The sequence below is a fragment of the Mycobacterium sp. 1165196.3 genome, from assembly GCF_001673415.1.
Classification (GTDB): domain Bacteria; phylum Actinomycetota; class Actinomycetes; order Mycobacteriales; family Mycobacteriaceae; genus Mycobacterium; species Mycobacterium europaeum_A.
This window is the reverse complement of record NZ_LZLU01000241.1, coordinates 1-19811: the sequence shown is the minus strand read 5'-3', so window position 1 is coordinate 19811 and position 19811 is coordinate 1. Positions and strand designations below refer to the sequence as shown.

Sequence of the window (19811 nt, the reverse complement as noted above, 5' to 3'; positions counted from 1 at the left end):
CTACTCGCCATGCCGGATGGTTCCGTCGCGCCGTTTGGTGCGCGCGGCGCGCCCGAGCAAGCGGACGGCAGGGACAGGCAAGCCGATAGGATGGTTCTCTCACGCCGCATCGTATGGAGGGCCCCTCTGATGACCCGTGGCACGTCCCACCTGGAAGACAGCTCTGACCTCGTCGGCAGTGCGTATGTGCGGGTGGGTGGCCTGGTCGACGACCCGGTGCCCACCGGGGGTGACAACCCGCACAAGATCGCCATGCTCGGGCTGACGTTCGACGACGTCTTGCTGCTGCCGGCGGCCTCCGACGTGGTGCCCGCCACCGCGGACACCTCCAGCCAGCTGACCAAGAAGATCAGGCTCAAAGTGCCGCTGGTCAGCTCGGCGATGGACACGGTCACCGAGTCGCGGATGGCCATCGCGATGGCCCGGGCCGGCGGCATGGGTGTCCTGCACCGCAACCTGCCGGTGGCCGAGCAGGCCGGCCAGGTCGAAATGGTCAAACGCTCGGAGGCCGGGATGGTCACCGACCCGGTCACCTGCCGCCCGGACAACACCCTGGCCCAGGTCGACGCGATGTGCGCACGGTTCCGCATCTCCGGCCTGCCGGTGGTCGACGAGTCGGGCGCCCTGGTCGGCATCATCACCAACCGCGACATGCGGTTCGAGGTCGACCAGACCAAGAAGGTGGCCGAGGTGATGACCAAGGCCCCGCTGATCACCGCCCAGGAGGGCGTGTCCGCCGACGCGGCGCTGGGGCTGTTGCGCCGCCACAAGATCGAGAAGCTGCCCATCGTCGACGGCCACGGCCGGCTGACCGGGCTGATCACCGTCAAGGACTTCGTCAAGACCGAACAGCACCCCCTGGCCACCAAGGACAGCGACGGCAGGCTGCTGGTCGGCGCCGCCGTGGGTGTCGGCGGTGACGCCTGGGTCCGGGCGATGATGCTGGTCGACGCCGGGGTCGACGTGCTGATCGTGGACACCGCGCACGCGCACAACCGGCTGGTGCTCGACATGGTCGGCAAGCTCAAGGCCGAGGTGGGCGAGAAGGTCGAGGTGATCGGCGGCAACGTCGCCACCCGCTCGGCGGCCGCGGCCCTGGTCGCCGCCGGCGCCGACGCGGTGAAGGTGGGCGTCGGGCCGGGCTCGATCTGCACCACGCGGGTGGTCGCCGGCGTCGGCGCACCACAGATCACCGCGATTCTGGAGGCGGTCGCGGCGTGCGGCCCGGCGGGCGTCCCGGTGATCGCCGACGGCGGCCTGCAGTACTCCGGCGACATCGCCAAGGCGCTGGCCGCCGGCGCGTCGACGGCCATGCTCGGCTCGTTGCTGGCCGGCACCGCCGAGGCCCCCGGGGAGCTGATCTTCGTCAACGGCAAGCAGTTCAAGAGCTACCGCGGGATGGGGTCGCTGGGCGCCATGGCCGGACGCGGCTCGGGCAGCGGGAAGTCGTATTCCAAGGACCGCTACTTCGCCGACGACGCGCTCTCCGAAGACAAACTGGTGCCCGAGGGCATCGAGGGCCGGGTGCCCTTCCGCGGCCCGCTGTCCTCGGTGATCCACCAGCTGACCGGCGGCCTGCGCGCCGCGATGGGCTACACCGGCTCGCCGAGCATCGAGGCGCTGCAGCAGGCGCAGTTCGTCCGGATCACGGCGGCCGGGCTGCGGGAGAGCCACCCGCACGACGTCGCCATGACGGTCGAAGCCCCCAACTACTACGCACGCTGAGGCCGGAGATGGTCGAGATCGGGATGGGCCGCGTCGCCCGGCGCAGCTATGAACTGAGCGAAGTCAGCATCGTCGCGTCCCGGCGCACCCGCTCCTCGCAGGACGTCTCGACCGCCTGGCAGCTGGACGCCTACCGGTTCGAGATTCCGGTGCTCGCGCATCCGACCGACGCGCTGGTGTCGCCGGAGTTCGCGATCGAGCTCGGCAAGCTCGGCGGCCTGGGCGTGCTCAACGGTGAGGGACTGATCGGGCGCCACGCCGACGTCGAGGCCAAGATCGCCCAACTCGTCGAGGCGGCCAGCAAGGAGCCCGAGCCCTCGGCGGCCATCCGGCTGCTGCAGGAGTTCCACGCGGCCCCGCTGAACCCGGACCTGCTGGGCTCCGCGATCGCCCGGATCCGCGACGCCGGCGTCACCACCGCCGTGCGGGTCAGCCCGCAGAACGCCCAGGCGCTGACGCCGGTGCTGGTGCAGGCCGGCATCGACCTGCTGGTCATCCAGGGCACCATCGTGTCGGCCGAAAGAGTGGCCCAAGACAGGGATGGAGCCGGGGAACCGCTGAACCTCAAGACCTTCATCTCCGAGCTCGACGTGCCGGTGGTCGCCGGCGGCGTGCAGGACCACCGCACCGCGCTGCACCTGATGCGCACCGGCGCCGCCGGCGTCATCGTCGGCTACGGCGCGACCAGGGGAGTGACCACCAGCGACGAGGTGCTGGGCATCAGCGTGCCGATGGCCACCGCGATCGCCGACGCCGCCGCCGCGCGGCGCGAATACCTCGACGAGACCGGCGGCCGCTACGTGCACGTGCTGGCCGACGGCGACATCCACACCTCCGGTGAGCTGGCGAAGGCCATCGCCTGCGGGGCCGACGCGGTGGTGCTGGGCACGCCGCTGGCCGAGTCCGCCGAGGCGCTGGGCGAGGGCTGGTTCTGGCCCGCCGCCGCGGCGCATCCCTCGCTGCCGCGCGGGGCGCTGCTGCAGATCGCCGTCGGTGAGCGCCCGCCGCTGCAGCAGGTGCTCAACGGGCCGTCCGACGATCCGTTCGGCAGCCTCAACCTGGTCGGCGGCCTGCGGCGGTCGATGGCCAAGGCCGGCTATTGCGACCTCAAGGAGTTCCAGAAGGTCGGCCTGACCGTCGGTAGCTAGCCCCGCGAGGGTCGCTGGCTTGTTACCCGCCGGTAAGGCCATACTGGTGCGATGAAGCCGGATTACGACGTACTGATCATCGGTTCGGGTTTCGGGGGCAGCGTCAGCGCGTTGCGGCTGACCGAAAAGGGCTACCGCGTCGGCGTATTGGAGGCCGGACGCCGGTACGCCGACGAAGATTTCGCCGAGACGTCCTGGGATCTGCGCAAGTTTCTGTGGGCGCCGAGACTGGGCTGCTACGGCATCCAGCGGATCCACCCCCTGAAGAACGTGCTGATCCTGGCCGGCGCCGGGGTGGGCGGCGGCTCGCTGAACTACGCCAACACCCTGTACGTGCCGCCGGAGCCGTTCTTCAAAGACCAGCAGTGGGCGCACATCACGGACTGGCGCGACGAGCTGATGCCGCACTACGAGCAGGCCAAGCGGATGCTCGGCGTGGTGGAGAACCCGACCTTCACCGACGCCGACCGGATCGTCAAACAGGTGGCGGACGAGATGGGCTGCGGCGACACGTTCGTGCCGACTCCCGTCGGCGTGTTCTTCGGCCCCGACGGCACCAAGGCCCCGGGCAAGACCGTGCCGGACCCCTACTTCGGTGGCGCGGGGCCGGAGCGCACCGGCTGCCTGGAATGTGGTTGCTGCATGACCGGTTGTCGTTACGGCGCCAAGAACACCCTGCTGAAGAACTACCTGGCTCTCGCGGAATCTGCTGGGGCGCAGGTGATCCCGATGACCACGGTCAAGCGTTTCGAGCAGCGTCCTGATGGGCTGTGGGAAGTTCGCACCGTGCGTACCGGCAGTTGGCTGCGCCGCGACCGGCGCACCTACACGGCGAAGCAGGTGATCCTGGCCGCCGGCACCTGGGGCACCCAGCACCTGCTGTTCAACATGCGCGATCAGGGTCTGCTGCCGCGGCTGTCGGATCGGCTGGGCGTGCTCACCCGCACCAACTCCGAGTCCATTGTCGGCGCCGGGAAGCTCGAGGTCGACCCGAACCTCGACCTGACGCACGGGGTGGCGATCACCTCGTCGATCCACCCGACGCCGGACACCCACATCGAGCCGGTCCGCTACGGCAAGGGCTCCAACGCGATGGGGCTGCTGCAGACGCTGATGACCGACGGAACCGGCCCCGAAGGCAGCGACGTGCCGCGCTGGAAGCAACTGTTGGACCAGGCCCGCGAGGATCCGCGTCGCATGATGCGGTTGCTCAACGTCCGTCAGTGGAGCGAACGCACGCTGATCGCCTTGGTCATGCAGCACCTGGACAACTCCATCACCACCTACACCAAACGCGGCAGGCTGGGCATCCGCTGGTACACCAGCAAGCAGGGCCACGGCGAGCCGAACCCGACCTGGATCCCGGTCGGGAATCAGGTCACCCGGCGCATCGCCGACAAGATCGACGCCGTGGCCGGCGGCACCTGGGGAGAGCTGTTCAACATCCCGCTGACCGCGCATTTCCTCGGCGGCGCCGTGATCGGCGACAACGCCGAGCATGGGGTGATCGACCCGTATCACCGGGTCTACGGCTACCCGACGCTGTTCGTGGTGGACGGCGCGGCGATCTCGGCGAACCTGGGCGTCAACCCCTCGCTGTCAATCACCGCCCAGGCCGAGCGGGCCGCGTCGTTGTGGCCGAACGCCGGTGAGGACGACCAGCGCCCGGCGCAGGGCCAGCCGTATCGCCGCCTGGAGCCGATCCCGCCCAAGGCGCCCGTCGTCCCGGCCACCGCGCCCGGCGCGCTGCGCTGGTTGCCGAGCAATCACATCAGCTCCACCGCCGACGCCAGTTAACTCGTGACGATCGCGAGCGCGGCGTAGCCGGGCGCTGCGGGTCGTCACCATTAACTTGCCAGCGCCTGAAGCGGCGCGCCGCTGACCACCCGGCTGCGCTCGCCACGCACGTTGACCGGCACGTCGCCCATCAGCGTGATGCGGTGCATGAGCCGGGGCTGGTCGTCGTAGTCGTCGACCGCCCGGTGCTGGGTGGCGCGGTTGTCCCACATGGCGACGTCGCCGTGCGCCCAGTTCCAGCCAATGGTGTTCTCCGGCACGGTGATTCGCCGCTGCAGCAGCTCCAGGAGGGCGGTTGACTCGTGGCTGTCCAGGCCGACGAAGCCGCGCACGAAGTCACCGGCCACCAGGGTGCGTTCGCCGGTCTCGGGGTGCACCCGCACCACCGGATGCTCGGTGCGGAAGTCGGGCTTTTCGAAAGCCTGCCGAAACGCCCGCTGCTCCTCGCTCATCGCTTCGACGCTCACGTAGTCGTACCGGTTGGTGTGCAACGCCCAGAGGTTTTCCACCAGGCATTTGAGCGGTTCGGGCAGGTGCTGGTAGGCCGCCACGGTCGAGGCCCACAGCGTCGAGCCCCCGTAGGCCGGCAGCGTGACCGCACGCAGGATCGACGCCGAGGGGTAGTTGGCGGCGAACGTCACGTCGGTGTGCCAGCGGTTCGCCTTGCCGTACTCCGAGTCGATCGGTGTGATCACCGGGAGGTGCTTGGCGGCCAGGGCCGACGCGGCCGGGTGGCCGATCGGCGTGCCCAGCAGACCGGCGAACGCGAGCTGCTCGGAGTCGTCGAGGTGGTGCTGGTGACGGAAGAAGATCACCTTGTGGGTCAACAGCGCCCGGCGGATCGTCTCGACCGCGTCCTGGTCGAGGTCGCCGCCGAGGCGAACCCCGTCCACCCGGGCGCCGATGCGACTGCCCAGCTTGGTGACGGTTATCTGACCTGTCATTTCGTGTTCCTTGAGTCAAAACGGGTGTAGTCAATCGACTACATTTGGTAGTGTAGTCAGATGACTACAACTTCCGCAACCGGCCGCGGGAAGGTGCCCACCGGGCGCGCGGAGGTGGCCGCGGCGATTCTGGAAGCCGCCACCGACCTGTTCGCCGAGCGCGGTCCGGCCGCGACGTCCATCCGCGACATCGCCGCGCGCTCCAACGTCAACCACGGACTGGTGTTCCGCCACTTCGGCACCAAGGAGCAATTGGTCGGCGCCGTGCTCGATCACCTGGGCGCCAACCTGAGCGCCCTGCTGGGCACCGATGCGCCCGCGGCCGTGCTGGAGAGTTCCCTGGATCGCCAGATGCGGGTGATGGCGCGCACCGTGCTGGACGGCTATCCGGCCGGCCAGCTACAGAAGCGCTTTCCCAACATCGCGACGCTGCTCGACGGGGTGCGGCCGCTCTACGACGACGACGTCAAGGCCCGGCTCGCGGTCGCCAATGCCCTTGCGCTGCAGTTCGGTTGGCGCCTGTTCGCCCCGATCCTGCGGTCCGCCACCGGGATTGAGGAGCTGACGGATGCCGAGATACGCGCAGCGGCCGGCGCCGAGGTGCAACGCATCCTCGCGCCCGCCGATGCTCAGTGAGCCTGCACCGATTCCGCGATCAGGGATCGCCTGTGCAGCGGTTCGCGGCCGGCGGGCTGCTGCGGCGGCGGCAGTAGCGGCTTGCGGGGATGCACCGCGACCGTCGTCGCGGATTCGGTGCTCAGCTCGAGGTCCTCGCCGGCGTGCCGGATGGTCAGCTCGCCGCCGGGCCCGTCGCGCAGCGTGTAGGTGACCTCGGCGTGGTTGACGTCGACCGTGACCCGGAAGTCGCGCCAGCGCAGCCGGAACCGTAGCCGCGAAATGCCATCGGGCAGTTGAGGATCCAGCGACAGGACGCCCTCGTCGTCGCGTAGGCCGCCGAAGCCGGACACCAGCGCCGTCCAGGCGCCGGCCAATGAGGCCATGTGCAGACCGTCGCGGGTGTTGTGGTGCAGATCGCGCAGGTCGATCAGGGCGGCCTCGTAAGCGTAGTCGTGCGCGAGCTCGAGGTGCCCCACCTCGGCGCACATCACCGCCTGCGTGCACGCCGACAGTGACGAGTCGCGGACCATGCGCGGCTCGTAATAGTCGACGTTGCGCGCCTTCTGCTCGGGCGTGAACGCGTGGCTCTGCCAGTGCATCGCCAGGACCAAGTCGGCCTGCTTGATCACCTGCGCGGGGTACAGGCGCACGTACGGGTCGTGCAGCAGCAACGGGTAGGCGTGGTTCTCCTTGAAGTCCCACTCCGCGAGGGTGGTGAATCCTTCACACTGCTGATGGACTCCCAGCCCCTCGTCGTACGGAATGTTGGCGGCGCCGGCCGCATCGCGCCACGCCGCCATCTCCTCGTTGGTGACCCCCAGCGCCTTGGCCACATCGGGGTGGCGGTTGCAGGCGTCGGCGGCGACGCGCAGATTGTGCGCGGCCATCAGGTTGGTGAAGACGTTGTCGCGCACGATCGCCGTGTACTCGTCGGGGCCGGTGACGCCGTCGAGGTGCCAGACGCCGTGCCGGTCGTGGTGGCCGAGCGAGAGCCACAGCCGGGCGGTCTCGACCAGCACCTCCAGCCCGCAATCGGCCTCCAGGTCGTCGTCGCCGGTGACGATGCGGTAGCGCTCGAAGGCCATCGCGATGTCGGCGTTGATGTGCCAGGCCGCCGTGCCGGCCGGCCAGTAGGCCGAACACTCCTGCCCGCGGATGGTCCGCCAGGGGAACGCGGCGCCCTCCAAGCCCAGTTCGGCCGCCCGCTCCTTGGCCAGATCCAGGGTCGAGGCGCGCCAGCGCAGCGCGTCGGCCACGGTGTGTGGCGCGGTGTAGCTGAGCACCGGCAGCACGTACCCCTCGGTGTCCCAGAAGGCGTGGCCGTCATAGCCGGTTCCGGTGAGCCCCTTGGCGGCGATCGCGCGGCGTTCGGCGCGGGCGCTGGCCTGCAGCAGGTGGAACAGCCCAAATCGCACGGCCTGCTGGGATTCGGGGTCGCCCTCGACCTCGACGTCGGCGCAGTCCCAGAAGTTGTCCAGATACTCGCGCTGCGCATCCAACAGTCCCTGCCAGCTGGTGTAGCGGGCGCTGTGCAGCGCGGCAGCGACCTGGTCGCGCAGCGCCGGGCGCGAGCGCATGCTCGACCATCCGTACGCCAGGTACTTGACGACGCGCAGCCTCTGTCCCTTGCGCAGCCCGCAGATCACGGTGGTGCGGGCCAGGTCGGCGCGCGCGTCGGTGGTGACCTCGACGCGCCCTTCAACGTCGACCTCGTGATCCATGCCGGCGGCCATCATCAGCGCGCTGCTGCGCGTGCGGTGCATGAGAACCGCTCCAGTGTCGGTGTATTCGTGCGCGACCGCTTCGAGCGGGGTCTCCAGGATGGCCGACACCCGGGGGTCGCCGGAGGTCTCCGGCTGGTCCTCGTTGGTGACCAGCTCCGACTGCACCGTCACCCGAACGAACTCACCGATCGCCTCGACGCAGTACTCGATGGCGGCGACGCCGCGCTGGGCCAGTGACACCAGCCGGGTGGAGACCACCTTGACCTCTTTGCCCGCCGGCGAGCGCCAGTGCGCGCTGCGGGTCAGCGTTCCGGCGCGAAGGTCCAGATCCCGTTCGTGACATAGGACTTCGCCGTAGCGGACGTCGAACGGCTCGTCCTCGACCAGCAGCCGGATGATCTTGCCGTTGGTGACGTCGACCAGCGTCTGGCCGGCTTCGGGGTAGCCGTAACCGGCCTCGGCGTAGGGCAGCGGCCGGATCTCGTAGAAGGAGTTCAGATAGGTGCCCGGCAGGCCGTAGGGCTCGCCCTCGTCGAGGTTGCCGCGCAGCCCGATGTGCCCGTTGGACAGGGTGAACAGCGATTCTGACTGGGCCAGCAGATTCAGGTCGAGCTGGGTCTCGCGCACGTGCCAGGGGTCAACGGGGAACGATTCGTCGGTGATCATGAGCCCAGCAGCTCGGCGAGGTCGGTGACCACCACGTCGGCGCCGTTGCGGCGCAGTTCCTCGGCCTGGCCCACTCGGTCGACGCCCACCACGAATCCGAAGTTACCGGCCCGGCCGGCCGCCACGCCGGACAACGCGTCTTCGAACACCGCCGCCGCTGCGGCGTCGACGTCGAGCAGCTGCGCCCCGCGCAGGTAAGAGTCGGGGGCCGGCTTGCCGGCGATGTGTTCCTCGCGCAGGGTGACGCCGTCCACCCGCTTTTGCACGAACCGGTCCAGGCCGGTGACCTCGAGGACGTCGCGGGTGTTGGCGCTCGACGACACCACCGCGATTGCCAGGCCCGCGGCCGACACCGCCTCTAGGTAGCGGCGGGATCCATCGAACACCTTGACGCCGTCCTCCTTGAGGACCTTCTGGAACATGTCGTTCTTGCGGTTGCCCAGGCCGTAGATCGTCTCGGCGTCGTCGGGGTCGTCGGGGCTGCCGTCGGGCAGCTGGATGTCGCGGCTTTCCAAAAAGGACCGGACGCCGTCCTCGCGCTTCTTGCCGTCCACGTATTCGCGGTAGTCCGCGCCCGCGTCGAAGGGGACGAATTCGTCGCCGGTGCGCTTGGCCCGGTCGGACAGGTAGGCGTCGAACATGGCCTTCCAGGCCTTGGTGTGCACACTGGCGGTGTCGGTGAGCACTCCGTCGAGGTCGAACAGACAGGCACGCACCTCCTCCGGCAGACCCAGCGCTGAACTCAACGGCGGACCTCGCTCTCTGGTCTCGGGCGACTGGCTTAAGCGATACCCACTTCACCATGCCCGCCATGCGTGTCGCCAGGGATCAGCGGTCTTTTGCCACTGCCACGCCCTGGATCGCGCGCAGGCGCCCATCGGCCAGCGCCCGGGTGAGGTTTTCGGCCTTGCGGTCGAAGTCGGGGACGAAGGCGTGCAGGCCCAGCGGCTGGGGCGGCTGGGCCAGCAGCGCCTGCATGAGCGAGCTCGCGGTCTCGGTGAGGTCGTTCCAGTGCTGCACCGCCAATCCCGCGGAGGTGACCAGGGTGCGCAGCTCGCCGGGGGCCACCAGGTGGCTGTTGGCGGCGGTGTCGGTCCAGGGCAACGGGAAGTCGAGTGCGCGGCCGTCGCCGATGGTCAAGTCCCACAGCGCAAGCCGGCCACCGGGAGTGAGGACGCGGCGCGCCTCGGCGTAGAGCCGCGCCTTGTCGGCCACGTTCATCTGGACGTGCTGGCTGATCGCGACGTCGAAAGTGTCGTCGGCGAAGGGGAGTTCGGTGACGTCCGCCTGGCGAACCGCGATGAGGCGGTCGAGACCGACGAGCCGGTTGAGCCAGTCGTTCGTCTCGCAGTACTCCTCGGTGAGGTCAACGGCGGTGACCCGGCAGCCATAGCGGTCGGCGAGGTAGCGGGCCGTGCCACCGATCCCGCTACCGGCGTCGAGCACCGCGCTCGCGCTGGAGATCTGCGTAAGGTCCACCAGCTGCGCGGTGGCGATGCGGCCCATGGTGTGGAAGTCCTCCAGCAGGGCCAGGTCGGCGGGTCGAAGGCCGTCGAGGTCCTTCCCGGCGTCGATCAGCGCCCGTTTGATGTTTGCCCGCGACAGGCCGGTCGAGTACTGGGCCGCGATGGTGTCGTTCATTTCTGCACCTGAGCCCACGCGGTAATGATGGGAGGCATCGCGATGAGGGCGTTGACCGCCTGCGCCTCCTGACGGAATCGCGGCACGAACTCGTCGATGTCGGCGAGTTCGTCGATGGCGAAGCCGCCCTGTTCGGCAATGGGGGACACCAGCCGCCAGACTTCCGCGAGGTAGGCCAGGATGTCCGTGTCGGCGGCGGTGCCGATCGGCGTGCCGAGGGTCAGCCGCGGAGTGCTGAGGCCGGCGTCGGCGAAGATCGTGTGCAGCGTGGTGCCGAATCGCGGGCTGAGCCCCATGTCCTCGAAGGCGCGAACGATTCCGCCCGTCACGCGCCGGAACAGCGGCGTGTCCGGAACGCCGTGCGCACCGGTGATGTCGTTCTCCGAGAACGCGACAACGCCGCCGGGGCGTACGAAGGAGCTGAGGCGCCGCAACGTGGCGGCCGGGTCCGGCAGGTGCATCAGGATCAACCGGCCGATGACCGCGTCCACCGGTTCGTCCGGCACGATGGTGTCGACCGCGGCCTGGGTGAAACGCACTGTGCGCCAGCCCTGTTCGAGAGCGCGGGCGCGGGCGAGCTCGACCATCGCGGCCGCGGCGTCGACGCCGAGGACGGTCCCGGTCGGACCGACCAGCCGGGCGGCGACGAACGACACGTCGCCGGGTCCGGACCCGATGTCGAGCACGCGCATGCCCGGCCGCAGCCCGGCCAGTCGCAGCGCGTGCTCGGTGTGGTGGTCGTAGAGCCGGCCCTGCAGGAGGAGGCGCTGCACCTCCGCGTCGGCGTGGCCCAAGACGTAGGTGCTGCCTTGTGGTGCCGTACTCATCGTGTTCCGATCCTTTCTCCAGCGGCGTTCAGGGCAACGGGATCCCGGTGCGCGACGCCGTGCTCACTGCGCCATACCGGGGACTGGCCGGAAAGCCGTGGGTGGGCGGGCTGCGGGTGTTGTTGGGTCCGGTCGAACTTGTCCAGCCGGCGCATCGGTGTGATCGCGGTCAACATGAAGTTGCCCAGCTGTCGCATGAAATTGCCTGCGGTACGGCGGGATTCCGGTCCGGTGACATAGCGGCGCGCGATGGTGAGGAAGTCCTCGGGCTCGACGCCGGCGACATCGCGGACGTGTGTGGTCGGCGCGCCCACCTCCCAGGTTCCCTGGCCGTGCTCGGGAAGGTAGTGACGCAAGCTGGACTGGAAGAACCCATCGGCGCCGAGCCGTTTGGCGTTGACGCGCACGGCGCGCATGAACATCCACGGCGGAACGTCGATGTGACGCACCCGCCTGCCCAACGCTGCACCGACCGCATCGGCGATCTCGGCCCCCGAGAGCAGCGTCGGTCCGGTGGGCCGGTAGGCGCGGCCGTCGTGACGGTGGGGGTCGAGCAGCGCGCCGACGGCGACCCGCGCGATGTCTTCGTTGGAGGGCGGCGCGTTTCGGCCCACCCCGGTCGGTGTCGGCAACACCCCGAGCTGGGCGGCCAGGGGGACCAGCTGCAGGTAGTTGTCGGCGAAGTAACCCGGATCGACGGCCACATGCGCCGTATCGGGCAGCAACTCGAACAGCTTGTCGGTCAACCAGGCCTGCCTCGTCATCAGCGACGGATGCTCCGGGCTGGCCAGCCATTGGCCAAGCGCCACCACCGCTTCCACGCCTGAGCGTCGGGCGGCCACGGCGAAGGCAACGGCGCTGTCGAGGGCGTGCGGATGATAGGGAGGGTTGAAATAGAGCCGGTCGATCCCGGCGATGGCACCCATAACCTGTTGGATGTCAAACATATCGGCGATGACGACCTCGGCGCCCATCTCCCGCAGCCGGGCGCTGCGCGCATCGTCACGATGCACCATGGCCCTGGTTCGGACGCCCCTTTCCAGCAGCTGTGCGGCGACCGCGCCGCCGATCTTTCCGGTGGCGCCGGTGACCAATACTCGACCGTTCATCGGAGTGTCCTTTCCTGTTGTGGCGCCGGTTGCCTGGCCGGGAGGAGCCAGCCGACGACGATCGCCGCGCCCAGCGCGATGCCCGCGCAGACCAGCGAGCTGACCTGCAGCCCGTCCAGGAACGCGCGATCCACGGCGGCGCGCACCTGCCCGGCTTGGTGCGCGGGCAGTCGCTGGATCACCGTGTGCGCCAGGGCCATTGAGTGGCGCATCGCGTCGGCGGGCAGCCCGGTCAGGGTGGCCGCGTCGAGGTGCCCGGAGTACACGGACGCGAAGATGCTGCCGGCGACGGCGACTCCGAGCGTGCCGCCGAGCTCGCGGGTGGTGTCGTTGACGGCCGAGCCGACGCCGGCCTTGTCGACGGACAGCGATCCCATGATCGATTCGGTGGCCGGCGAGAAGGTCAGGCCCAGGCCCCCGCCGAGCAGCAGCATCTGCGTGGCGATCTGGAGGTACGGCGTGGCGGCGTCGACGGTGGACGCCCAGGCCAGCCCGGCGGCGAACACGGCCAGGCCGGCGGCGACGACGGCGGTGGTGCCGACGCGTTCGACCAGCCGGGGCCCGACGATGCTGGCGAGCGCGATCGAGGCGGCGACCGGCAGCAGGCGCACACCGGCCTGAAACGCCGTGTAGTCCTTGATGAATTGGAAGTACTGGGTGATGACGAAGATGAAACCGAACAGGGTGAGAAACCCCGCGGTCACCGCCAGGCTGCCGCCGGAGAACCGGCGGTTGAGGAACACCGAGACGTCGAGCATCGGGTGGGTGCTGCGCCGTTCCCAGCGCGCGAACGCGACGAGAATGGCTGCGGCGACGGCGAATCCGGCCGCCGTCCGGCCGTCGGTCCACCCCCACGTGGGCGCCTCGATGACCGTGTAGACCAGCGTCGTGACCCCGATCGCGGACAGGATGAGGCCACCGATGTCGACCCGCGGCGCCGCCGGGTCGCGCGAGGTCGGGACGAACAGCGCGCCACCGACGATGGCCAGCGCGGCAATCGGAATGTTCACCATGAAAATCGAGCCCCACCAGAAGTGTTCGAGCAGCCAGCCGCCGCTGATCGGGCCGACGGCCACCCCGACACCGACCATGGCCGCCCACAGTCCAATCGCCTTGGCGCGCGGCACCGGGTCGGTGAAGATGTTGGTGATCAGTCCCAGCGTGGTCGGGAAGATCACCGCGGCGCCCACCCCCATGGCTGCCCGCGCGGCGATCAACGCCTCGGCCGAATTGGTCTGTGCGGCAACCGCGGATGTGACGGCGAACAGCGCCAGCCCGGAATTCAGCCAGCCCCGCCTGCCGTAGCGGTCGGACAGGCTGCCCGCCGAGAGCAACAGCCCGGACATCACCAGCGTGTAGGCGTCGACGATCCATTGCAGCTGTGCGGTGTCGGCGCCGAGTTCGCGCGCCAGCGTGGGCAGCGCGACGTTGACGATGGTGGCGTCGACGCTGATGACGAAGACACCCAGGCAGATGACGGCGAGCGCGACGATGGGGTGGTTGCGAAACGCTGGGTCGGTGCGCATGAACAAGACAGTAAATCTGTCGGACAAACAAATCAAGTACAAACTTGAAAAAGATGTCTAACCCCAGGTAGGGTGGCATGGTGGCGTCCCGCAGGAACTACAACCAGAATTGCCCGATCGCCCGGGGGCTCGACGTCCTGGGTGAGCGGTGGACCCTGCTGATCCTGCGCGAGCTGGTCGGCGGCGCCCGCCGCTATGGTGACCTGCGGGCCGAACTGCCCGGCATCGCAACGAATCTGCTCGCCGAGCGGCTCAAGGAGCTCACACATGCCGGGCTGGTCGATCGCGCCGACCTGCCGGCGCCGATCGGTCGCACCGTCTACAGCCTCAGCGACCTGGGCTGGCAGCGTGTGCTGCCGGTGCTACAGAGCATCGCGTGGTTCGGGCTGGACCACCTGGACCCGATCGGCGACGGGCCGGTGTCGCCGCTCAACGGGTTCCTGGCCGGAATCCTGCTGGGCTTTCAGTCGGGCCGGGCCGCCGGTGTGGAGACCACCTGCCGGGTCGAGATCGACGGCCGCCGTTTCGAATTCGCGGTGACACAGGGACGCCTGGCGGGTGTCCGCGGTGAGCCCGCGGTGACGATCACGGCGACTGCGGCGGACCTGGTGGCCGCCCGGCTGGGCACCGACGAAGCCCAGCGCACCGCGGCGCGGCGGCGAATCGAGTTCCACGGCGACGCGGATGCCGTCGGCGCCGTCCGCACCGCGTTTGCGCTGTAGGCCTGTCGGGCGGCGGCGACGCCGGCAGCCACTAGACTCGCGTGCGTGGCCGACCCCACTGAAAGCCCTGAACTCGAGATCTCCGAGGTATCCGGAGCGCCGGCCCGACCGGTGCTGGTCGTGGACTTCGGCGCGCAGTACGCGCAGTTGATCGCCCGTCGCGTCCGCGAGGCGCGGGTGTTCTCCGAGGTCATCCCGCACACCGCGACGGTCGAGGACATTAAGGCCCGCGACCCGCTGGCGCTGGTGCTCTCCGGCGGACCGTCCAGTGTCTACGCCGACGGCGCGCCCCAGATCGACCCGGCGCTGTTCGATCTCGGGGTGCCGGTGTTCGGCATCTGTTATGGGTTTCAGGCGATGGCGCAGGCGCTGGGCGGGACCGTCGCCCACACCGGCACCAGCGAATACGGTCGCACCGAACTGAAAGTCCTTGGCGGCGAACTGCATTCGGGATTACCGAGTGTGCAGCCGGTGTGGATGAGCCACGGTGACGCGGTCACGGCCGCGCCGGACGGGTTCGAGGTGGTGGCCAGCAGCTCCGGCGCTTCGGTGGCCGGCTTCGAAAACCGGGCCCGACGCCTGGCCGGTGTGCAGTACCACCCGGAGGTCATGCACAGCCCGCACGGCCAGCAGGTGCTCAGCCGATTCCTGCACGACTTCGCCGGTCTGGGCGCGGACTGGACGGCCGCCAACATCGCCGAGGTGCTGATCGAGCAGGTGCGCGCCCAGATCGGCGACGGCCGGGCGATCTGCGGGCTGTCGGGCGGGGTGGATTCCGCGGTGGCCGCCGCGCTGGTGCAGCGCGCCATCGGTGACCGGTTGACCTGTGTCTTCGTCGACCACGGGCTGCTGCGCGCCGGCGAGCGGGCGCAGGTGCAGCGCGACTTCGTCGCCGCCACCGGGGCCAACTTGGTCACCGTCGACGCGGCCGACACCTTTCTCTCCGCACTGGCGGGCGTGACCAATCCCGAAGGCAAACGCAAGATCATCGGACGCCAGTTCATCCGGGCCTTCGAGGGTGCGGTGCGAGACATCGTGGGGGACGGGGATTCTCACGTCGATTTCCTGGTGCAGGGCACGCTGTATCCGGACGTGGTGGAATCGGGCGGTGGCAGCGGGACCGCGAACATCAAGAGCCACCACAACGTCGGCGGCCTGCCCGACGACCTGAAGTTCACGCTCGTCGAGCCGCTGCGGCTGCTGTTCAAGGACGAGGTCCGCGCGGTCGGCCGCGAGTTGGGCCTGCCGGAGGATATTGTTGCGCGCCAACCCTTTCCGGGACCGGGTTTGGGGATCCGGATCGTCGGCGAGGTCACCGCTGCCCGGCTGGACACGCTGCGGCGTGCGGACTCGATCGCCCGCGAGGAACTCACCGCTGCCGGCCTGGACACCCTGATCTGGCAGTGTCCGGTGGTGCTGCTCGGCGAGGTGCGCTCGGTCGGCGTGCAGGGCGATGGCCGCACCTACGGACACCCGATCGTGCTGCGCCCGGTGTCCAGTGAGGACGCCATGACCGCCGACTGGACCCGGGTGCCCTACGAGGTGCTCGAGCGCATCTCGACCCGGATCACCAACGAGGTGGCCGAGGTCAACCGCGTGGTGCTGGACATCACCAGCAAACCACCCGGCACCATCGAATGGGAGTAGGCCCCGGCCGCGAAAATGCGGTCACATGCCACCCATCAGCCACACCAGTATCGATCGCATAACGCTGCCCCTTGCGTCGCTTGACGGTTGTCGGAGGGCAGGTGTTTACTTCGAAATGTATCGAACATACATTCGAATACTTTTCCCGAACGTGGTGCTAGGAGGCTGTCATGACCGCGGCTTTTGCCTCCAGCCGCCGCCAGGAAACCCGTGCTGAGCAGCTGGAATCGTTGCGCCGGCGGATGGCGAGCATCGCCGGGAAGAAGGCCGGGGCCGCCACGGTGCCCGCCGACGATCTGCTGCCCGACTCGGAGTCCCAGCTCGCCCTCCCGCCCTGGCTGGCCGACCTGCTGCCCGCGCCGGTGCCGCGGGGAACGGTCGCGGTGCTCTCGGGTGCCCGGTCGCTGTTGCTGAGCGTGGTGGCCGCCGTCACGGCCGCCGGTGGCAACGCCGCAATCGTGGGCCAGCCGGACATCGGGTTGCTGGCCGCCGCGGAGATGGGGGCGGATCTGAGCCGGCTCGCGGTGATACCGGATCCCGGCACCGATCCGGTGGAGGTGGCCGCGGTGCTCGTCGACGGCATGGACCTGGTGGTCCTGGGGCTGGGCGGGCGCCGGGTGCCGCCGACGCGGGCGCGGGCGGTGGTGGCCCGCGCCCGTAACAAGGGCTGCACCCTGCTGGTCACCGGCGGCGATTGGCAGGGGGCCCCGACGCGCCTGGCCGCCCGGGTCTGTGGGTATGAGATCACCGCCGAGGGCCGTCCCGGATTCGGCCGGATCGGCGGGGTGCGGCTGCAGGTCAGCGGGACGTGCGCGGGACGACGGGTGACGACTCCAGCGCGAGCCGGGTAAATACCGTGGTAACCCCTTCTGGTTCAAGGGTTTTGGCGATCTGGTGCATGGATTGGCCGGCGGTCGCGGCGGCGACGGCCGCGGGTCTGTCCGCGACCGCCCCGATCGCGGTCACGCTGGCCAATCGGGTGATCGCCTGCTCGTCGGCCGCCCGTGCCGCGGGGGTGCGCCGGGGGCTGCGGCGCCGGGAGGCGGCGGCGCGGTGCCCGCAACTACACGTCACCGCCGCCGACGCGGACCGCGACGCCCGCTTCTTCGAAGCGGTGATTGCGGCGGTGGACGACCTGGTGCCCCGCGCCGAGGTGCTGCGTCCCGGCCTCCTGGCGTTGCCGGTGCGCGGAGCGGCCCGCTATTTCGGGTCCGAGGCCACCGCCGCCGAACGCCTGATCGATGCGGTGGCCGCCGCCGGCGCCGAGTGTCAGGCCGGGATCGCCGACCGGTTGTCCACCGCGGTCTTCGCGGCCCGGGCGGGCCGGATCGTCGAGCCGGGAGGCGACGCGAAATTTTTGTCGGTGCTGTCCATCCGCCAACTCGCCACCGAACCGAGCCTGTCCGGTGCCGGCCGCGAAGAACTGACGGACCTGTTGTGGCGGATGGGGATTCGCACCATCGGGCAGTTCGCCGCGCTGTCGCGCAGCGACGTGGCCTCCAGGTTCGGCGCCGACGGGGTGACCGCGCACCGGTTGGCCTGCGGCGAGCCCGAACGGCCGCCCTCCGGGCGGGAGCCGCCCGCCGACCTCGAGGCCGTGCTGGACTGCGATCCGCCGATCGACCGGGTCGACGCCGCGGCGTTCGCCGGGCGGTCGCTGGCCGGCAAGCTGCATCAGGCGCTGATGGACGCCGGGGTGGGATGCACCCGGCTGGCCATCCACGCCGTCACCGCCAACGGCGAAGAACTGCACCGGGTGTGGCGATGCGCCGAGCCGTTGACCGAGGACGCCACCGCCGATCGGGTGCGCTGGCAGCTTGACGGGTGGTTGAGCAGCCGCACCGCGCGGAGTCCCCGTCCCACCGCCGCGGTGACGCTGTTGCGGCTGGCCGCGGTGGAGGTGGTCTCGGCCGAGGCGTTGCAGTTGCCGCTCTGGGGCGGCCTGGGCGAGGAGGACAGGCTGCGGGCCCGCCGGGCGCTGGTGCGGGTGCAGGGCCTGCTCGGTCCGGAGGCGGTGCGAGTGCCGGTGCTGTCCGGCGGGCGCGGCCCGGCCGAGCGCATCACGCTGATCCCGCTCGGCGACGAGCCGGTGCCGCGGGCCGATCCCGATCTGCCGTGGCCCGGCCGGCTGCCCGAGCCGTCGCCGGCGGTGCTGCTGGACGACCCGGTGGAACTGCTTGACGCCCAAGGGAATCCGGTACGGGTGACCATCCGGGGGTTGTTCTCCGCCGACCCGGCGCGCATCGTCGCCCATGGCCGGGACGAGCGGCTGTGCTGGTGGTCCGGGCCCTGGCCGGTCGACGAGCGGTGGTGGGATCCCGACCTGGCCAAGGGCCGCACCGCCCGCGCCCAGGTGTTGCTGGAGAGCGAGCGTGCGCTGCTGCTGTGCTATCGCCAGCGGCGCTGGTATGTGGAGGGGAGTTACGAATAGCGTTGTTATTGAGCGTATTCGACGCGCCGCAACGCGTCGGGGGTGAGGTCCTTGAGCGAGGGATACCCGTCGACGGCCATGATCAGGTCCGCTTCGGCCAGCAGCGAGCGCAGGACGTGCACGATGCCGTCGACACCACCGACCGCCAGCCCGTAGGCGTACGGGCGACCGATCCCCACGGCGGTCGCCCCCAGGGCGAGCGCCTTGATGATGTCGGCGCCACCGCGCACCCCGGAGTCGAACAGCACCGGCATCCCGTCGGCAGCCTCGACCACCTCCGGCAGGCAATCCAGGCAGGGCAGCCCGCCGTTGGCTTGCCGCCCGCCGTGATTGGAGCAGTAAATGCCGTCCACGCCAATGTCTTTGGCGCGGCGCACGTCGTCGGGATGGCAAATGCCCTTGACCATCAGCGGCAGGCTGGTCTCGGCCCGCAGCCACTCGAGGTCCGCCCACCGGAACGGGCCGCCGAAGATCGGCAGCTTGCGCACCGCCGCCTCGGTGGCGTCTTCACCCCGGCTCAGGTTGGCGCGAAAAACCGGGTCGCTGGTGTAGTTGGCCAGGCACCCGCTGGGCACCTGCGGGTAGTTCCCGCCGCTCAGGTCGCGGGGTCGCCAGCCGGTGACCCAGGTGTCCAGCGTGACGGCGATGCCCTTGAAGCCGGCCGCCTCGGCCCGGTGCACCAGGCTGGCGGCCATCTTGCGGTTGGGTGGCGTGTACAGCTGGAAGAACGCCGGGGTGTCACCGAGCTCGGCGGCGAGGCTTTCCATCGGGTCGGCCGACAGGGTCCCCACGAAAAACGGCACGCCGGTGCGAACCGAGGCCCGCGCACAGAGCATGTCCCCATGCCCGTCGGGGTCGCACACCCCGATGACGCCGATGGGTGCCATGAAGATGGGCGAGGGGAACCTGATGCCGAACAACTCGACGGACATGTCGCGCTGCTCCGGGGCGATCCCCATGCGCGGATACAGGCCCCACCGCTTGAAGGCCGCGCAGTTCGCCCGCTGGGTGTGCTCATCACCGGCGCCGCCGGCCACATAGCCCAGCACCTTCGGCGTCATCGCCGCCGCGGCCTTCTCCTCCAGCTCCTCGAACCGGATCGGATACTGCGGCTGATTGCCGTGCAGCGACTGGTCGTACAGCTCGTTTTGATACTCGGCGAAGGCCATGGTCGGGGCTTTACCCCCCGCTTCGCCCACCAAACGAGGCTCAGTACCGCCCGAAGGCGATGGCCACGTTGTGTCCGCCGAAGCCGAACGAGTTGTTGATGGCGTACTCGTAGTTGC

Annotated in this window: 17 protein-coding genes; 8 read left to right on the top strand and 9 right to left on the bottom strand. The window is 69.7% G+C overall.

Translation table 11 applies throughout. The features are described from left to right. Positions 1–129: 129 nt before the first annotated feature. The 3 genes from guaB to A5659_RS23425 are packed head-to-tail and all read left to right on the top strand — an operon-like array spanning position 130 to position 4670. Entirely contained in the window at positions 130–1725 is a 1596-nt protein-coding gene (guaB, locus tag A5659_RS23435; RefSeq protein WP_065028373.1) for an IMP dehydrogenase, read from the top strand. Positions 1726–1733: 8 nt separating this feature from the next. After that, on the top strand, positions 1734–2873 hold the full coding sequence (locus A5659_RS23430) for a GuaB3 family IMP dehydrogenase-related protein (RefSeq protein WP_066866872.1): 1140 nt from the start codon (positions 1734–1736) through the stop codon (positions 2871–2873). A gap of 51 nt (positions 2874–2924) precedes the next feature. Next, positions 2925–4670: a GMC oxidoreductase gene (locus A5659_RS23425; protein ID WP_066866874.1), complete on the top strand. Its 1746-nt coding sequence runs from the start codon at positions 2925–2927 to the stop codon at positions 4668–4670. A gap of 50 nt (positions 4671–4720) precedes the next feature. Here A5659_RS23425 and A5659_RS23420 read toward each other — a convergent pair whose 3' ends face one another. Further along, the gene (locus tag A5659_RS23420) at positions 4721–5614 is read right to left on the bottom strand and encodes a TauD/TfdA family dioxygenase (RefSeq protein WP_067184607.1); all 894 of its coding nucleotides are present in this window, start codon (positions 5612–5614) and stop codon (positions 4721–4723) included. A gap of 60 nt (positions 5615–5674) precedes the next feature. Between A5659_RS23420 and A5659_RS23415 the strand changes: the two genes are divergently transcribed. After that, positions 5675–6250: a TetR/AcrR family transcriptional regulator gene (locus tag A5659_RS23415; RefSeq protein ID WP_066866877.1), complete on the top strand. Its 576-nt coding sequence runs from the start codon at positions 5675–5677 to the stop codon at positions 6248–6250. On the opposite strand, the gene A5659_RS23410 is transcribed toward A5659_RS23415, so the two are convergent. The 6 genes from A5659_RS23410 to A5659_RS23385 all read right to left on the bottom strand — a co-directional run bounded on the left by A5659_RS23410 (position 6244) and on the right by A5659_RS23385 (position 13725). Next, positions 6244–8622: a glycoside hydrolase family 65 protein gene (locus A5659_RS23410; protein WP_066866879.1), complete on the bottom strand. Its 2379-nt coding sequence runs from the start codon at positions 8620–8622 to the stop codon at positions 6244–6246. The two genes, A5659_RS23415 and A5659_RS23410, sit on opposite strands and share 7 nt — an antisense overlap. Further along, the gene (locus A5659_RS23405; protein WP_066866881.1) at positions 8619–9368 is read right to left on the bottom strand and encodes a beta-phosphoglucomutase family hydrolase; all 750 of its coding nucleotides are present in this window, start codon (positions 9366–9368) and stop codon (positions 8619–8621) included. Before A5659_RS23405 ends, A5659_RS23410 begins: the two co-directional genes overlap by 4 nt. Before the next feature lie 82 nt (positions 9369–9450). Next, entirely contained in the window at positions 9451–10263 is an 813-nt protein-coding gene (locus A5659_RS23400) for a class I SAM-dependent methyltransferase (RefSeq protein ID WP_066866883.1), read from the bottom strand. Beyond that, positions 10260–11090, bottom strand: coding sequence for a methyltransferase domain-containing protein (locus A5659_RS23395; RefSeq protein ID WP_066866885.1), 831 nt, complete (start codon positions 11088–11090; stop codon positions 10260–10262). The genes A5659_RS23400 and A5659_RS23395 overlap by 4 nt, the downstream gene beginning before the upstream one ends. After that, positions 11087–12199 carry an NmrA family NAD(P)-binding protein gene (locus A5659_RS23390; RefSeq protein ID WP_067184606.1) on the bottom strand — a complete coding sequence of 371 codons (1113 nt, stop codon included), beginning with the start codon at positions 12197–12199 and terminating at the stop codon, positions 11087–11089. Before A5659_RS23390 ends, A5659_RS23395 begins: the two co-directional genes overlap by 4 nt. Continuing rightward, entirely contained in the window at positions 12196–13725 is a 1530-nt protein-coding gene (locus tag A5659_RS23385; RefSeq protein ID WP_067184631.1) for an MFS transporter, read from the bottom strand. The genes A5659_RS23390 and A5659_RS23385 overlap by 4 nt, the downstream gene beginning before the upstream one ends. A 77-nt stretch (positions 13726–13802) precedes the next feature. On the opposite strand from A5659_RS23385, the gene A5659_RS23380 reads away from it, so the two are divergent. The 4 genes from A5659_RS23380 (at position 13803) to A5659_RS23365 (ending at position 18525) form a co-directional block, all read left to right on the top strand. After that, complete coding sequence (locus tag A5659_RS23380) at positions 13803–14447, top strand: helix-turn-helix domain-containing protein (protein ID WP_066877408.1); 645 nt, start codon at positions 13803–13805, stop codon at positions 14445–14447. 78 nt (positions 14448–14525) lie between these two features. Then, positions 14526–16094: a glutamine-hydrolyzing GMP synthase gene (gene guaA, locus A5659_RS23375; protein ID WP_369827483.1), complete on the top strand. Its 1569-nt coding sequence runs from the start codon at positions 14526–14528 to the stop codon at positions 16092–16094. A gap of 170 nt (positions 16095–16264) precedes the next feature. Further along, on the top strand, positions 16265–16945 hold the full coding sequence (locus tag A5659_RS23370) for a hypothetical protein (RefSeq protein ID WP_066866894.1): 681 nt from the start codon (positions 16265–16267) through the stop codon (positions 16943–16945). A 47-nt stretch (positions 16946–16992) separates the two neighbouring features. Beyond that, positions 16993–18525, top strand: coding sequence for a DNA polymerase Y family protein (locus A5659_RS23365; RefSeq protein WP_067184605.1), 1533 nt, complete (start codon positions 16993–16995; stop codon positions 18523–18525). Between the two features lie 5 nt (positions 18526–18530). Here A5659_RS23365 and A5659_RS23360 read toward each other — a convergent pair whose 3' ends face one another. Then, positions 18531–19694, bottom strand: a complete 1164-nt coding sequence (locus tag A5659_RS23360) for an alpha-hydroxy-acid oxidizing protein (protein ID WP_066877400.1) — start codon at positions 19692–19694, stop codon at positions 18531–18533. Positions 19695–19734: 40 nt separating this feature from the next. Beyond that, the coding region (locus A5659_RS28730) for a hypothetical protein (RefSeq protein WP_231122602.1) at positions 19735–19811 on the bottom strand (77 nt) is incomplete at its 5' end.